This window comes from Acidianus infernus (assembly GCF_009729545.1).
GTDB classification, from domain to species: Archaea; Thermoproteota; Thermoprotei_A; order Sulfolobales; family Sulfolobaceae; genus Acidianus; species Acidianus infernus.
Genome location: NZ_WFIY01000004.1, coordinates 1 through 16,567 on the forward strand (window position 1 = coordinate 1; position 16,567 = coordinate 16,567).

General features: G+C 36.5%; 13 protein-coding genes, 1 pseudogene and 1 CRISPR repeat array. Of the genes and pseudogenes, 2 read left to right on the plus strand and 12 right to left on the minus strand.

What is annotated here, in order from left to right:
* Nucleotides 1–1,100 precede the first annotated feature (1,100 nt).
* Together cas2 and D1867_RS00125 are read left to right on the plus strand one after the other, a co-directional pair.
* The gene (gene cas2 / locus D1867_RS12730) at nucleotides 1,101–1,382 is read left to right on the plus strand and encodes a CRISPR-associated endonuclease Cas2 (protein WP_155862285.1); all 282 of its coding nucleotides are present in this window, start codon (nucleotides 1,101–1,103) and stop codon (nucleotides 1,380–1,382) included.
* Nucleotides 1,369–1,971 (plus strand): hypothetical protein, encoded by a 603-nt coding sequence (locus D1867_RS00125; RefSeq protein WP_155862289.1) that lies wholly within the window; start codon nucleotides 1,369–1,371, stop codon nucleotides 1,969–1,971. The genes cas2 and D1867_RS00125 overlap by 14 nt, the downstream gene beginning before the upstream one ends.
* 379 nt (nucleotides 1,972–2,350) lie before the next feature.
* Here the strand turns inward: D1867_RS00125 and cas1 are convergent, their stop codons facing one another.
* The 12 genes and pseudogenes from cas1 to D1867_RS00185 all read right to left on the minus strand — a co-directional run bounded on the left by cas1 (nucleotide 2,351) and on the right by D1867_RS00185 (nucleotide 16,543).
* Nucleotides 2,351–2,959, minus strand: coding sequence for a CRISPR-associated endonuclease Cas1 (cas1, locus tag D1867_RS00130; RefSeq protein ID WP_162309141.1), 609 nt, complete (start codon nucleotides 2,957–2,959; stop codon nucleotides 2,351–2,353).
* Nucleotides 2,960–2,978: 19 nt separating this feature from the next.
* A complete protein-coding gene (locus tag D1867_RS00135) occupies nucleotides 2,979–3,248 on the minus strand; it encodes a hypothetical protein (RefSeq protein WP_155862291.1) in 270 nt (89 codons plus the stop codon).
* Between the two features lie 812 nt (nucleotides 3,249–4,060).
* A CRISPR array of direct repeats spans nucleotides 4,061–6,609; the repeat unit is 24 nt; unit sequence GTTGAAATAAGGAAGAACTGAAAG.
* Nucleotides 6,610–7,886: 1,277 nt separating this feature from the next.
* The gene (locus tag D1867_RS00140; RefSeq protein WP_155862292.1) at nucleotides 7,887–9,524 is read right to left on the minus strand and encodes an ATP-binding protein; all 1,638 of its coding nucleotides are present in this window, start codon (nucleotides 9,522–9,524) and stop codon (nucleotides 7,887–7,889) included.
* Between the two features lie 2 nt (nucleotides 9,525–9,526).
* Entirely contained in the window at nucleotides 9,527–10,540 is a 1,014-nt protein-coding gene (locus D1867_RS00145; RefSeq protein WP_155862293.1) for a DNA double-strand break repair nuclease NurA, read from the minus strand.
* A gap of 1,298 nt (nucleotides 10,541–11,838) precedes the next feature.
* Nucleotides 11,839–12,168 carry a C2H2-type zinc finger protein gene (locus D1867_RS00150; protein ID WP_155862294.1) on the minus strand — a complete coding sequence of 110 codons (330 nt, stop codon included), beginning with the start codon at nucleotides 12,166–12,168 and terminating at the stop codon, nucleotides 11,839–11,841.
* A 10-nt stretch (nucleotides 12,169–12,178) separates the two neighbouring features.
* Nucleotides 12,179–12,874 carry a CRISPR-associated endoribonuclease Cas6 gene (gene cas6, locus D1867_RS00155; protein WP_162309142.1) on the minus strand — a complete coding sequence of 232 codons (696 nt, stop codon included), beginning with the start codon at nucleotides 12,872–12,874 and terminating at the stop codon, nucleotides 12,179–12,181.
* On the minus strand, nucleotides 12,858–13,400 hold the full coding sequence (locus tag D1867_RS00160) for a hypothetical protein (protein ID WP_155862295.1): 543 nt from the start codon (nucleotides 13,398–13,400) through the stop codon (nucleotides 12,858–12,860). The genes cas6 and D1867_RS00160 overlap by 17 nt, the downstream gene beginning before the upstream one ends.
* Complete coding sequence (locus tag D1867_RS00165) at nucleotides 13,397–14,071, minus strand: hypothetical protein (RefSeq protein ID WP_155862296.1); 675 nt, start codon at nucleotides 14,069–14,071, stop codon at nucleotides 13,397–13,399. The genes D1867_RS00160 and D1867_RS00165 overlap by 4 nt, the downstream gene beginning before the upstream one ends.
* A gap of 498 nt (nucleotides 14,072–14,569) precedes the next feature.
* Nucleotides 14,570–14,979 (minus strand): annotated as a pseudogene (locus D1867_RS00170) (clan AA aspartic protease).
* Nucleotides 14,955–15,317: a ribbon-helix-helix domain-containing protein gene (locus D1867_RS00175; protein ID WP_155862297.1), complete on the minus strand. Its 363-nt coding sequence runs from the start codon at nucleotides 15,315–15,317 to the stop codon at nucleotides 14,955–14,957. The pseudogene D1867_RS00170 and the gene D1867_RS00175 overlap by 25 nt, the downstream one beginning before the upstream one ends.
* A 469-nt stretch (nucleotides 15,318–15,786) precedes the next feature.
* Nucleotides 15,787–15,957 carry an AbrB/MazE/SpoVT family DNA-binding domain-containing protein gene (locus D1867_RS00180; RefSeq protein WP_155862298.1) on the minus strand — a complete coding sequence of 57 codons (171 nt, stop codon included), beginning with the start codon at nucleotides 15,955–15,957 and terminating at the stop codon, nucleotides 15,787–15,789.
* 67 nt (nucleotides 15,958–16,024) lie between these two features.
* The gene (locus D1867_RS00185) at nucleotides 16,025–16,543 is read right to left on the minus strand and encodes a PaREP1 family protein (protein ID WP_155862299.1); all 519 of its coding nucleotides are present in this window, start codon (nucleotides 16,541–16,543) and stop codon (nucleotides 16,025–16,027) included.
* Nucleotides 16,544–16,567 lie beyond the last annotated feature (24 nt).

Sequence of the window (16,567 nt, forward strand, 5' to 3'; positions counted from 1 at the left end):
TTCAGTTCTTCCTTATTTCAACAAGACAAGAAGCCGGGAGAATTTTGCAAAAGTTGCTTTCAGTTCTTCCTTATTTCAACTTGCTTTAATTCTTGTTTGTACATTAAAAAAACCTTTCAGTTCTTCCTTATTTCAACTGTTGTCCTTAGTACTGTCTGGGTGAATTGATGGCTTTCAGTTCTTCCTTATTTCAACTGTGCGTTGATTTTCACGTCTTTTTCACGTTCTTTTTACGTTCTGTGTAGATTAATTTACGTGAATCTAAGATAAAAACTTTACTTTTCACTAAAATTGAGGAAATGCAAAGTAGAAAAACTCTATCTCTCGATTTTTTGAAAGTAAGTTTTCAACACAAAAGTTTTTAAAGGGTATTTAAACCCCGGGAAAAGACGTGAGCGAATTTACGTAAGAATCTACATGAACAATTATCTGAAAAAAGAGATTATTACAAACTTCCCTACTTTCTAGGTTAAATTGAAAGGGGATAAATAATCAAAGTAGATAGAAAAATACATCACCTCACAAACCTACATGAAAAAATATCAATTATAGTAAAAATATTACATAAAACTATTTGGTTTAATATTTTCTATATCATGCTTAGAAAACGTTTTCAGTTGGAGAACAGGTTTTTGCATAACTGTTACTACAATTAGATAGTCAGAATTACTGAACGTTTAGGACTTTATTCATTTGTAGAAAAATATGCTTCGTTTAATGAACGTAAGACACGTAGAGCATATGATTAAAAGCGCCACTATGTAGTCACTTTCAATAGTTACACCTTAGCAGTATTTTTGGCTCTTGGTCCATGGATAATATAGTCACTTTCAATAGTTAACCACTGTACATCTCTGCAGTAAAAAGCCCGTTATATGATCCTTAACCAGCTTTTAGTAAATTAAGGCAGGAATCAGTAGCCCTAACCGAATTATGTTGCACTAAGCTAGAACTGATAAACATCAGTCGAGGTCTTCAGTAAAACGCTCATCTAGTTGCACGTTGATGGGAAAATCGTCAAGAAACAGAAGAGCAAGAAGAGATTACGTAGCACGAAGTTAGAAGGATTCATATATAAATATTTGCATAATATATAAATAATGTATGTGGTGGTAGCTTTTGACATATCGTCTGAAAAAGTCAGAGGAAAAATCAGGAGATACCTCAGACGTCTTGGACTTTCCATGGTCAACAGATCAGTATACGCGGGCATTGGCGGATATAAAACAGCATTCCTTATCTCCGACATGGCTAAAAAACACCTTGAAGAAGGCGATAACTTGTATATTGTCGTCATACGAGACAGCGAGTACGAGTCTTCCGTCAATTGTACTAAAGGAGATTGTAGAAAGCTATCAGAAAGAAAATATGAGGTATTGTAAGTTAACTGCAACGGAATTAAGCTGGGCAAAGTTATGTCCAATGATGAAATACCAAATCCTAGAGAATTGTGGGCAATTAAATTATACCACTCCCCTTTATGTAAATCACCTTAAACCAATCCACGATAGGATAAGTGAAATGGTTATAAACTCTTTAAGAGAAGCCCTTAAGAATAAATTACTCGTAGATAAAGTGGAGCCCGAGTTCACATTATCTTACGTTAGGGATAAAGTTTTTGTAATCAGAGGGAAACCGGATTATTTTGCAATTATAAAAACTAAGAAAGATTACGTAAGTCTAATAGCCGAGGTAACGATTTCAGACACAGTAAGGCACTTAGAAGGAGAAATGCTTTTCTACATGGCCTCTGCAATTTATTATACTTCACACCCGGTAATAGGTCTCATTATATATAATAAAGGAATAAGGTGGTTAAAGTATTCAAACTTTCCGAGGAAGATAAGGTCGTTATTCACCACACCTAAGAATCCCGAGGAAGCAGCAGAACGAATATACAATAAAATTAAGTGGGCTTGCAGCAACTGTGATCTGATGAATACGTGTCCAGTGTATTCTATACATAGATAATTACTACCTGCGTAGGCTTTACTCCAATTTGAAGGTCAATTTGTTCTCGAAACTATGTGCTTGGTTTATTAGTCCTAAGTTTTCTGCTCGAAAACGGAATGGGTTTATTCCCAACAGTCCGAACAGGTTACAAGGTCGCCTAGAAAGTATCCCAACAGTGCATATTCTTAATTTACTAGAAGCTTAGTACTTATAACTCCATGATAGCCTCTCCGAATAATATCGATTAGTGAGAACCCTAGCCCACAGTATTTAAGGAGGTCTTCTTTACTTCAATCTACAATTAGACATGGCGTGAATTTTAACATTGTAAAAAAGCATTTACTTTAATCTACAATTAGACGTTTTATGATGCGACTATTAAATCGACTGCTCTCAGCTATGATAATTTCCTTGGATCGTAAGTGAAGGTGTACTTTATGCTCTTATCTTTTTTCCTTATATATTGGGAGAGCTTTAAAGCCCTATTATAGATTGCCTTATATATACTTTCATTATTTTGTTTTTTACTAATTAAGTCGAAAAACTCCTTAGACACCTTATTAACGCTGTCCTTCGATAGCTCCCCTTCTTTGTCCAACGATAAACCTTTCTTATATGCCCTAATTACGGCGTGAATTGCAATTGGCTTAAACATTTCTGAAAAGTCAAAGGATAAGGCTGTAGAGTACCTAGACTTGTGCATGAACCCATAAGTTGGATCAAAACCGAAGGAAAGTAAAGCCCTAGTACATATTGCGTAAAGTAGGGCGTAAGCTAGAGATAATGACTTATTGAAAGGATCAGAGTGCCTCGGTTTTCTTCCTATATCTCTAACTTCCTTGGGAAAAAGGTTAAATATCTTATCCCAGAAGAGCCTACTGTTTATCGCTTCCCATACCAACAAGTCATTATTGTCTACTAGCTGTGGAGGATCTAGTTTGTAATACTTTAACAAGTTAGATAGCCCGCTAAACCTTGCTAAGATGAAGTTCCTGGCAATCTCCAACTTCTCTTCGTCAGTTAATTTATATTGCTTTTCCCCTGACTTCCGAAAGCATGACCACCAACGTGGGAGAACAAACTGCAACTCCTAATTTGTTAGATATAATTAAAGGAATGTTCATCGATGATAATAACGAAACTACTCCCGAAGGTATTAAGGTCGAGGAACCAAGTATTACTACCCCCGTTATATCTCTCAAATTATAATTCCTAGAATAATCCTTAAAAGAAACTATCAACTCTGATCTAGATTTCCTGTCTATCTTTAATGGGTTAGTAAGGACTAATATCATAAAATATGTTTTTAAATAAAAATAATAAATTTTATCCTCAGTTAAAAAGCGCAATATTGAAAAAGGCAATGCAATAGAACTTCGTTGTACATTTATGGTTATGTCAATAACTTAAGCTAGGGAAATATTATCGTCGTACGTCAAATATAGTTTATGGTTATGTCAATAACTTAAGTACAATTCGATTTCGAGAAGTTTGTAATTACTGCTGGCGTATGTAATGCTGAAATTAAAAATAGCTAATTTAATATTCATGAATACGAAGGCTAATCTGAGTGAGTATTTCTCTTCAACAAGAAGTTATCATAACATTTTGAAAAGCTTAATGAAACTTTGAAATCTTAATTTCACGTAGGTAGTAAGTTTGTTAAGGATTATATTATCATCAGATGTATCTATAAGAGTTTTGTAATACAATTAATATAAAGGAGTAAATAGTTTTATGTAATATTTTTACTATAATTGATATTTTTTCATGTAGGTTTGTGAGGTGATGTATTTTTCTATCTACTTTGATTATTTATCCCCTTTCAATTTCATCTAAAAACAAGGGAATTTGAAAATGTTCATAATCTGGGAAATTTTTTCAGGTAGATTCTTACGTAAATTCGCTCACGTCTTTTCCCGGGGTTTAAATACCCTTTAAAAACTTTTGTGTTGAAAACTTACTTTCAAAAAATCGAGAGATAGAGTTTTTCTACTTTGCATTTCCTCAATTTTAGTGAAAAGTAAAGTTTTTATCTTAGATTCACGTAAATTAATCTACACAGAACGTAAAAAGAACGTGAAAAAGACGTGAAAATCAACGCACAGTTGAAATAAGGAAGAACTGAAAGTGGAGCGTCCCAGACGTTTTCTTCCCAGAGCTGATATCCGTTGAAATAAGGAAGAACTGAAAGTTCTGATTCTGAATGTGGCTTCACTATCTTTGAAGTTGAAATAAGGAAGAACTGAAAGCCAGCTAGACCAGTTTATGACATAGTTGAGAATGGTTGAAATAAGGAAGAACTGAAAGTTGTAAATTGAGAAGTAGTAATATTAAAACAAAAAGTTGAAATAAGGAAGAACTGAAAGACAAGAAATACAAAGCTGAAGATCCGCAATCTGCCCCAGTTGAAATAAGGAAGAACTGAAAGACAAGAAATACAAAGCTGAAGATCCGCAATCTGCCCCAGTTGAAATAAGGAAGAACTGAAAGAAGTGAGGCGTGAAACGCCGAACGAAGTGACTGGGTTGAAATAAGGAAGAACTGAAAGCCACTTGGCGCTTTTGTTTTATGCTTTGCCTTCTGTTGAAATAAGGAAGAACTGAAAGAACCAACCATCAGGATCAAAAAAACAAACATAAAGTTGAAATAAGGAAGAACTGAAAGGGGGTATACAGATGGACAAAGAAGAAGGGGATTTAGTTGAAATAAGGAAGAACTGAAAGTTACACGGAATAATCACAAGTGGGCTTGTGACGCGTTGAAATAAGGAAGAACTGAAAGATTGGGAAGAGGAGATGCCTGGCTCTGACTTCCAGTTGAAATAAGGAAGAACTGAAAGACTGTGAGCCTTGCCTTCAGATTCCTTTTTCTTAGTTGAAATAAGGAAGAACTGAAAGAGCCCCACCTCCTTCTTCTTAGCCTCGGTATCAGGTTGAAATAAGGAAGAACTGAAAGTGTGGCGATAATGGTATTACGCTTATGCCATATGGTTGAAATAAGGAAGAACTGAAAGCCATTATCTGTCGGTTCTAAAACGATTGTCTCTAGTTGAAATAAGGAAGAACTGAAAGACTGTGAAAATTTCTGATTCACAAATTATGAAAGGTTGAAATAAGGAAGAACTGAAAGACAAAGCATCTAGAACCATCACTCGCTCTACCGCGTTGAAATAAGGAAGAACTGAAAGGTAAGTCTGTAGTATGTGCGTTTATCCGGATATAGTTGAAATAAGGAAGAACTGAAAGCTTGCCAAAAAGTTTACAAAATTTTCCAGAGCAGGTTGAAATAAGGAAGAACTGAAAGTGGTTAGGGGCAAGATCATTTTCAGAATTGAAAGAGTTGAAATAAGGAAGAACTGAAAGATACAGTATTTCTTTAGCTTCTTATGTTGTTCTTTGTTGAAATAAGGAAGAACTGAAAGGTAGGACTCGAGAAGGGGCTTTACACTTATAACAAGTTGAAATAAGGAAGAACTGAAAGAATCATTTCGGCTAACTCAAAATCGTCCAATTTTTTAGTTGAAATAAGGAAGAACTGAAAGAAACCTTTTTGGCTTAAATACTGCTCAAACATGAGTTGAAATAAGGAAGAACTGAAAGCCAGACCTTTGTTTTTTAGGCTCCTGACGAGTCCTCTGTTGAAATAAGGAAGAACTGAAAGTTCGTGATTCCTCATAATGCCACGGGGGTGAAAGTTGAAATAAGGAAGAACTGAAAGACAGCTGACGCTTTATCATTAATACTTGGTGTAAAGGTTGAAATAAGGAAGAACTGAAAGATAATGAAGTTGAAGTGGATCTTGAAGAAGAGAAGTTGAAATAAGGAAGAACTGAAAGTCCACAATTAGGCTAACATGGAAACCCATGTAGTGTTGAAATAAGGAAGAACTGAAAGTAAGTAGTTATGTTTATGTCATAATTATTCGACTGTTGAAATAAGGAAGAACTGAAAGTTTGATGTTTTTATTTATAAACGTTTCTCTGTAAGTTGAAATAAGGAAGAACTGAAAGTTGATATCGGATTGCCGGCATAAATAATTGGTAAAGTTGAAATAAGGAAGAACTGAAAGATTTTTTAAACATAGGCTTTTCTTCTTCCTGATTGTTGAAATAAGGAAGAACTGAAAGCTAAGCGACGCGTTGTTGGTGTTGCTCATCGTGTGTTGAAATAAGGAAGAACTGAAAGATATGCAAAGTATTACCAATTACAAGGTATTACCAGTTGAAATAAGGAAGAACTGAAAGGTTGCAGACACTCTACTTTACGCACTGGCTTACGTGTTGAAATAAGGAAGAACTGAAAGTGTTGTCCACAATTTCTCTTCATTAGTAACGGCTCGTTGAAATAAGGAAGAACTGAAAGTGAGATATTGGGGGCGTAAGCCCATAAAACTTATGTTGAAATAAGGAAGAACTGAAAGCTACATCCACCTAGTATAATTTACAACAGCATCATGTTGAAATAAGGAAGAACTGAAAGCTACGCTGACTTTGCGAGTGCAATGTTTAATGATGGTTGAAATAAGGAAGAACTGAAAGCGCTCAACAATTGAAAATATTTCAGCGTTATATTGTTGGAATAAGGAAGAACTGAAAGAAACTCGATTACATATTCGTTTACTCTATATGTAGTTGGAATAAGGAAGAACCGAGAGTAAAAAGTAGAATTTAGTTGAGGGTACGACCAGTAGACGTTAAGGTTAATAAATCGCTGTCGATGAAGGTGGTAAAAATTCCGAGGTCAAATTAATTATAGTGGATGATGACTTTGTGCGTAAGCTCTTGGAGGAACTAGAAATTACGTCAAGGAAATAAATTAGCCTTTTATAAGCAAGGATTTCCTAGATAGAAAAATCCATACCAGATGCTATAGGGCGCCATATTGAAGAACTGCTACCTAGATAGAAGGATTCACACAGATTTAAAGTGATACGATTATAGTCCAATTAAATTCTTCATTCTAGAATAAAAATAGAAACGGGTAAACTAAATCAAAGTGGGGGTTATAGGTAAGAGTCTCTTATGAAGTCATAAGACTAGACCTCGTCTGGGGCTGGAGAGTAAGGCAATGTTATTTAAGCCTCAAGGTTGCAGAAGAGGTAAATTAAAGCCCTTTCAGAGGAGTTCAATACTAATAAGCCGTGGAGGTGACATGCCTACACGATTTGCCTAAGTTCTTTTAAATGATTGGAGCATTGCCTATTTTCTCCAAGAAGGTAAAAAGACGTTTTTGGAGAATGTGTAAAAAATAGTTGCGTCATTATTCAAAGCCCATGCTGTGCAGTTTTGCAATTAGCTCGTCTCCTTTGGTGGTTTTACTGAATCTGAGGACCTCTATGCCAGAATATAACATCTGTAGCAGCATTCCTGATATGTTTGATTGGATTAACTAGACTTACTGTTAAGCCAGGAGTTGATAAGTCCACTTGTTTCCAAACTTTTAGGTGCATAGCCCTTTTGTTAGTGACTACGTAATGGGAGGAGAGAGTAGTAAAAATAGAGCGCTTTAATTTTACTCCTCCCGAAAATGGAGATTACGGCTTAGTAATTGATTTTATCCCCCCCAAGACGACATAATAAGTATTGACAATTTTTACAATATAGAGATTAAGAACTGTGGCAAGTTAGCTGACGTTTTAGTTGAAGGGCTTCCAATAAAAATTGGGCTAATAGGTCTAGGTTTCAATATCGCTTACAACGTAAGGAGGCCCATTTATCCAGCAATAATGCCGGGGTCTATAATCAAGTGTAATAAAAGGGGTAACATAGGAGAATTTGCAAAGACTTGGGATGCTGAGCAGAGGACAAGGATTTCTAACGATAGTAGGAGAATTTGCAAAGACTTGGGGGTCAATACTACCCATTAGAATAAGAAAATAAAAGAACTCCGGAGCCTATGAAGTGGTTAGAGTCAAACTCCTATTCGTACTTTTCACTCCATAAATTCTTCTTTAAATGGATTGAAGATTTCTTCTCCAGATTCGTACTTTTCACTCCTAAAGGCTAAGTTGTTCACTTTTATCGTGTAAGACGATATTATTCCAAAACCCGGTGGCGAGGCATTCAGCATTTTTGAGTACTTTTCCATTCCGATCCTCTTTAACGCGTCTTCGTCAGCCCTCATTGCAATTTTCGTATTAGTCAAAGTAAGAATGAGGTCGTTTAAGTCCGTAGGCCTATGCGTCGCCAAGATAGTGCCAATCCCCCTTACCCTCCCCAGTCTCATTATCTTATTAATTAACCTCTCAAGGGGTTCCTTGTTTTCTTCCCTCCTCCCTTGTGGGAAATATTCGTGAGCCTCGTCGAAGATCATTAAATACTCGGTTTCCTTCCCCTCTTTCTTATAGCGGTCGTCTATTATCTTGAATATCTTACTAATAATGATGAAGGAGGCAATCGTTGCTGAATTCACTTCCCTCTCTAAAGCCCACCTTAAATCTACTACTGCCTTGCTTTTCATTATTTCCTCGTAGTTTGGCTCTTTGTAATAGCCGTTGCCAAAGGATACGTCAATTATTCCGCTCTGAGAAAGTAAGTAAACGGACCTAATTATGTTTTTCTGAGTTTCCTGGTGCATATTCATATGCTTCATGTAATCCCTGCAATTATCTTCCCAATCGTCAATAACGTCGTTCTTACCTACGCATTCTTTTGAAATTATCTTAAAGAATTCGCCCCCTTGAGGAGTGAAGTAAGGGGAAACGTCTGGCAATAGTTCGTAATTTTCTGGCAGTCTGAAGCCTATTAAATAAAGGTTAAAGGAGGAGTTTCCGTTGCTTAAGACTAGTTTGTTCTCTTCCACCTTGCTTATTTTATACCCCGTCAAGTTACTCCTCTTTAGGAAGACGTCGACAAATTGAGTAACTCCCATTTCGTAGTCCCTAGTCATTGGAACTATTATTGAGCCTCCCATATCTACTGCCGGCTTTATGTAATCTCCTTGGATGTCAAATACAATTAGGGGTGTCTCTGAGTTCTTCATAATTACCTTTAGCAAGTTAGTTTTACCAGCTCCCGTTGTTCCAACAACTAGGACGTGGTGTTTTAACGCCTCTTTGCTGAGCTTTACGTCAACTTCAATTTCCCTATAACCTTCCATAACTTTTCCTATCCTTACTCCTTCCTCTGGAATTCCAAGCATTTCCTTTATGAAGTCTAGTGACGGTAAGAAAACGGGGCTTTGAGGGTCAATTGGAGAAGAAGGAGGCACAACTTCTCCGTTAACTTCCTCTGAGAGCAGTTCTACGGTAATTATCAAGGGAGTTACTATACCGCTTGGGTTCTCTTGAGGGAACAAGGAAGGTACTTTTGATATTGAAAGTATGTCTTGCCTCGCAACTGCCTTAACCCTAGATAGCATTAAAGTCCTTGAAATGGGTAAGGAAATGCCTAGGTAAGAGCCTATAAGTATTTTACTTCTCAAGTAAGTGTCAAAGGAGACTTCTATCTTAACTTCCCTTTCTTCTTCTCCGTACTCTGCGGGGTAAACTCTGGAAACCATGCCTATTATTGTTCCTCTTGCCCTTTTCTTAGCTTCTTCTATCATATCAGAAGGCGAAGTTTCCTCCATTTTTACTCACCTGAGTCTAGTTCAGCAATTCTCAGGTTTTCCCAATCTTCATAATTTACTCCCGTAGTAACTCTTGCTATGTTAAAGGCAAGAATGAAGGCTGAAGCGCTTAGCCTCTTTGCCATTTTGTCAGCAACTTCTATGAATTCCGGTATTCCGCGGTATGATGAGTATTTTCTTGCAGTGTAAACTCCTTTGCAAAGTAAATCTTTGTCTAGGCTTTCAACCCTGAATACTCCTTCTCTGACTTTTACATAAACCATGTACCTAATGTATTTCTTTCCTCCAATATCGACTTCTTCCTTCAGTATGGGAGTTGTGTAGAAGTCTTTTCCCCTTCCTAAGTATTCAACTATTACGTCGTCTGTTGCGTTACTCAGCTTTGAGTCATTTACTAGCCCCGACCTCCTTAGTTTCCTGCTGTAATTTAACCTCTTTACTATTCCTATTAAATTATCCTTCTTGCGTTGGTTTGCCAATTTTATAAAAGCTGATTTGTAAGGTTCTCCCACCATTTGTATATAAGGACCCGGGATTATTGGACCGTCAACTATTGTTACGTAAGCTGATTTTTCTATTGCGTAATTTTCCAAAGAGATCCTCAGCTCATCTAGTATATTATCGTCCTTGTAATCAGGCGAGTAAGGTTCTCCGTTAACGTTATTTAGTGCAATTATCTTGGAAAGAGTTGGATCTCCTTCAATTAATTTCCTAACTTCGTCAGAGGCTTTTATTGCCATGAAAGGAACTTCTATCTTGATGGGTATCATTAGCTTTTCATTAATTAGATCTGCGTAAAGCGAGGCGAAATATATGTTAGCCCCTTTAACGTTCATCATCCTTGAGGAGGAGTCTAGGAATGAGAAAGTAGTCAAGCTCTCGCATTCTCCTAATTCATCTTCTACTTCAACTGGCGTTGAATCCTCTATGTTTGAAGTAGGAGAGACTCCTAAGTAGGGTTGATCTAGTGAGGAGAGCAAGCTGAAGAGCGATTTTATTGCTTCTCCGAATTCCATAATACTTAAAATAATTTTGTATATTATATGTATTGCGGTGAAAGGAATTTAAAATATTGGGTTTAGAAAGCATAAGAATGCAGAGTATGGGAAGTAAGCTATTTTCCGTTTATTCAGACTTTCATTTCACTAAGACTTGCTACCTATTTTGCATATTTTAAGTTATACCTTGGCAGGTACGTAGTGAAAAGACCCACATCCTTGTTCTTTGGCAGTATTACGTAACTTGAGGGTCTAACTGCGCACGGGGAGAAGCGTTGTTGCCTTGCTGAGGCATGTGAATATAGGCTCTCTCAAGTACTTGACCTTCATTGCAAATGTTGAGGAATAATTGTAGGCACTACATATTACCATATTGTCTCCATAATCTGAAATCATAAGCGGTTCTCCGAGTATTATGGCTGGTCATTTTGCAGGTCTAGTGCAAAGGAGCTAATCACGACATATCGGGCTTTCTACAAATATTAGCTCAACCTTTTGAAGGACGTTGCGGAATAGGTTACTATGCCTGCTATTGGCAGCAAAGTTTTTCTCTTTCTTGTGAAGATCTAGACAATTGTAGATTTGAACCACTTCTATAAAAACTTTGTAATACGTAATACTAGTAATACTTAGCCAAAAAATTAGAGAAGATAAATAATATATAGAACGTTAAACTTGAATGTTTTTAAGAAAGTAAGGCTAAAATATGAAATTTTTTTGAGGAAGTGAATGGTGAGTTTATAACATCATATTTAATTTATATGTATATTTATATGGAGTTTATATAATATAATTTTTATAGGGAATGACAGATTAGGTAAGCTTTACCTTGATAAGAGTTGACTTCTCTTTGTACATGTAAAGCCTATCTTTATAAACGAAGGTATCCGCTAGTTCTCCTTGGTTGACATCCTTCAAAGGATCTACTACAACGGTAAAATAGCTTAGGAGGTAGAAAAAGTATTCATAATCAGATAGTAAGCTCTATCAGTTGGCTATTTGCACTTCTGAACTTTTCCCACTAACACCCGCTTAAGAATGTGAATCGTAGATCGCCATTGCAGGCACCTCTTCATTCTCTAAAGTCTTTACATGCATTGCCGTTAAACTCTCTTCGAGTCCTTCTTTCTCAAGCCTTTCAGCCGACAGCAATTGGGCATTATTGCAGTTACGTAACTTTACTACTGCTCTAGAGAGCTATAATTTTCCTTATATCCGTAAAATTTTAAATAATCGTAATTCAAGGGCTAATAAATTCCAGAATTTGAAGTTTAATATATTTTCTAAGAAAAATTAAGGAAAAGCACTAATACAAATTAAAACTTAAAATGAGCAAAGTTATTAGAAAATGAAAAAATTATTGACTTAAAATGAACCTCCGTACTACCTCTACTCAACTTCTCCTTCGCTATCATCCTTATTCTAGTCTTTAGCTCTTTGTTCCTTAGACCCCTGAGGTTATTGTAGAGGTACCATAGTACTTGGTGGTCTTCATCCTTCATCCTCATTACGTGCTTTGCCAAGTTATTTACTTTCTTATTGCATACGGGACAACGGTCAAGGTTGGAGTGATTCTTTCTAAAGTGCTTTCTCAATCCGGTCATACTGCCAAATGCTTTTCCACAAACTGGGCAGTTAAAACCCAATTTGAACACCTCACTTCAAGCTTATTCTTCCGAACCCGTTCTTCCTTGAGCTTCCAATGCCCTTTGCAAGAGCGTTTTCTAGAACGGCATAGATTTCCTCGTCCTTCTCCAAAATTGAATATCGAAACTTTCCCATCATTCCTAAGACCTCCTTGCCTGCGTAGGTAACTTTCACATATTTCATGGTTGAAGGTTCCTCCCTAACCTTTTCTTCTAAAGATAAGGCGACCCTTACATATTCCTCCCTAGATACGTGGAAGTGGTCCATGTAGTTAACAGCAAATGTCACAAAGAAAGCGTTAGTAAACCTCTTCTTTCTGTCTTTTTTAAACGGGTCTACCAATAGTGCAGGGGTTAACAACTCTACTTCAACTAAATCCTTCCTTTCCACTTTGACTTCCCTCATTTTCACGTTCTCTACCTTCCACGTAGTGTTAAACGCCTTCCTCTCCTGCAGGTTTATCAGTGCTTCAACAACGTCCTCGCTTTTGCCCCCTACTTCGAAGGAGTAAATTTCTCCTTCCTCAACTTCCATTAACGTTGGTAAATTAGAGTACTTCACCAGATATTTCCCTCCTTTCTTCAGCGGTGAGACTGAAATCCCATCTTTAACTCCTCCTAACATAGTTTTACCAACCTTTGAGGTGAAAGGCGGTATAACTGCGTTGTTTGAGGGTGAAACGTAAACTTCAGCTATTAAGTACATTTGATTTCCCCGCCAGTTCTCTGATTATTTCTACCATTATTATCCTAGCCTCTGCTCCAGTAATTATTGGCGAGTTCATGAAGAGCACTGAGTAAACGTTTATTCCCGAGATTTTACTTTCTCCATCGTGGCTGACGGATATTAGTAAAGGCCTCACTCTTTTGAAAACCTTTGTTAGCACGCTGGCGTAAAGTAGGACTTGTAACGTGGCATGCTGTAGGTTCTCTTCCGGTTTTATTTCAATCACAGTATCCTTTGCTATCGCGTCAGGATATGCTAAGGGCAATGGTAAGCCATAAATCCAAATCATATAACCTCTACTTAAGTTCTCCATCCTTAGGTAACTATTAACAACATTAAGTATCATATTCTTAGTAGTCTCATTAAAAGTGTACTTATACCTGCCATAAAGCTTCATTGCCAATTCTTCTGCAAAGTCCTTTACACCCCTTTTCTTCAGTAATTTTACCCTTTCATTAACTGGAATATATAAGATAAGCCTAGTAGAGGTTAGGCTTGAAATCATGGTCTCACGGGAATTGCAGGTATTGACGCCTTATGCTTTTTAATTACCTTGGACTTTAATTTATTGAGAATATACTCAGCTTTGTACTGAGTCATAACGTTGTTGAGTAAGCTAAGACCTTCGATTTTTATATTTACAGTGTATATTTCTATTCTATTCAATATAGCAGTAAAGTCGTTAGAACGTTTGTAATAGCCTACTGCAACGTAAAGCCTGGGATAGTGTACTTTTTCCTTATCGCTCATTACCTTTAACACACCATAAATCATGCTTTGGATTGAGCCTTTGCACATTGTCAAATCGGAAGGGCTCTTTCTTGTCGTGGATTTTAATTCAATGATGTCTCCTTCCACAGTTATTATATCTGGCTTTCCGTAAATTCCATCGTATTCCAGTTTTCTACTGAAATTAGGCACTTTTAGCTTCTTCTTCATTGCATCTTCTATTGTGTAAGTTACCATAGGAGGAGTTGAAATACCGCAAATGTCATTAGCTATACTCGATACAGAATTAACAAGTGGACTCTTTGGTTCTATTCTCCTTAGTTCCACTTCTTCATCTACTCTTATCTCTTTTTCCAATATTGGCAGTAAGCTAATGCCATCTACTACATAGTATCCACTACTTTTAGAATGAGGGATTATCTTTGAATTGCGGTCTGTGGTGTTCATACGATACATCTCATTATACCCTTGTATTCATGCTTTTATTTAAAGTTAACTCTTCTTCTTTAGAAATTAAAAGACGAATGTAAAAAATTTCTCATTATTGGAAACGTATTAACACAACAAATCGCAAATTTCTTCACATCTTTCAGTTCATGTTAGGTGAAAGATATTATGCATCGTTGGTTATAAAAGTTTACCCGTGGCTCAACTTAGGGGTAATCTTCGTAACTTCACTATTCTTGAGAGCAGTTATTAGATCATCAATATTATTAGCATACTTGTCAAAATAATATTTAAGTGATTAATAAAGATAAGTTGCTAAAAGAGGAAAAGTTACTGTTGAATGTTTAGTGCTTTGAATAACTTAAGTTGAGATTAAAGGTTGCTTAAGTTTTGTTGAATATGAAAGAAGGCTAATAATTGCAAGTTTGACTAGGAACTTTAGCAGCCTCGCATGAGCTAAACGTTAATACGAATTCGGATTCAGAGGAGTGGAGAGTATTAATGATCTTCTAAGCAAACTTCCTTCCCCTTTTTAAATTCCATATGTAACATCTTTTGTAATTCTCTCCCTAGGAGGGAGATTTCCCTACCCATGATGGGGCTTTCAACGAATGTGTCTAGTTCTATTTTTATAATAGCCTTAGCAACTCTAGTTTTAACAATTCCGTTAAGCGTTGCATAAACTCTCTGGTTTTCAAGTTCAATATTGTAAACAGAAGGAGGAATTAAAAGATAACCAGAAAAACCAGTATCCACTAAAGCTTCAATTTCCACGGAGTTTCCATTATAAGGATCTGTCACTTTAACATTCAATCAGGATAGAATAAATCTACAAGGAATCAGAATTATAAGGATCTGTCAACTGGTAAAATAGGTTTATCATTTATTCTAAAGCAATCGATGACCATCCCCACTCTCCTACTTCTTGCTCGTAATTTTTACTTCCTAACATACACTTTTTATGCCCCTTTCCCATTTCAATAGCTTCTTTCTCACTGTCGAATGCGCCAATGAACTCTCCATCACAAGCCAAGACATATTTCCCTTCCTTATAAGCTTTCAATGCCTCCGGATTTGTCTTGAGTACGATGTAATTGTAATCGTATATTCCTTCGGTGAGGTTAAGCCATAAGGATATTGCTTGTTGTATTGCTTCAGATACGCTAATTCCCATCAGTGCAGCCTTTGCTTTCAGCATTCTATAAAGCTGCTCATCCATGTTTTTTATCATCACTTTTGCCGTCATACGTTTAACCTAGTAAGAAGTATAATGATGAATTACGAACTTAGGTTAAGATATTCGTCTAAACTCTGACTTCCTCCCCGCCCTAAACGGTAGACCCAAAATCATCTCCTTGAAAATAAATCTATAGTGTAAATAAGCGTTTCTACCAGATGGAAAATTCTCTGTGAATAAATCAATTGAGAACAAGAGAATGAGCAATAGTCTAAACTCTTCCCTCCCCATCATCTCCTTGAATATGCAAGGAGTAGAGCACCAACACGCGAAAAACAAACTTAGTAGTGAAGGAGAGAAAGGCCTTAATACCCCAAAAGTCTCTATTATTCTATCAGAATTATTTTGTAAAAAGATTTTGGGTCTACCGTTCCAGGGTGGGGGAGCTCTACACTCAAGGAAGTCAACGGCCTACACCCCAGTCAGATCTGACTAATAAGGAAGTCAGAATACCTCAGTTAACGCTTCCTTTAGTAAATTACACGTTTCCCAAATCTTTCCTAAATATTCCATAATATTTGTCAACGTCTACTACTATGGGCTCTAGTACTATTTTAGAATCTTCCACACTCATAATTAGTTCTCTCACTTCTTTAGGTATAGTAATTCTGCCTCTGTCATCAATTGTTAATATAAACTCCTTACCCATACCTTCCCATCTAGTAACCCATAAATATAAATCTTTTCTTTAAATAGTGAAAGTGTGTTATCCAAGGCTATTTCATCAATTCCTTCTCAGCAAGGTTGTAATGTTCTTCAATTTCCTCATCCCAATATTCCTTAAAGAATTCTTTTATAACCTTCATAATTTCCTTAGACAAGTAAATGATGTCATTAATAGCTTCTTCCCTTTCGTAATAGTAGCTCGCCCCTTTATAAAGTCCATTATAAGCATACCTATGTAATTCTAACGCAACTGAAGTTAGGGAATTTACCTTATATCCAAGTTCTTCAAGCCTCTGTGAAATTCCTTTTAATCCAGTGGTAGGGGCAAGGAATCCAGACTTATAATACCACTCCTTCTCTTTTTCGTTTCTAGGCATTTTCTCAAGGTTTATGACTGTTAATGCACTTATTATTGCCTTCCAAGACTGAAATACTTTATTAGCGGAGTTCCTGCTAAACCCTTCCTTTAGTAATTTTAATCCTAAAGCTAGTTCATCTAGGCTTTCTATTATCCTTATCTTTACGTAAGCATCTCTGTGTTTCTCTATGGCAGGTATTTTTGACTCCATTAATCTATCATCAACTACAGAGCT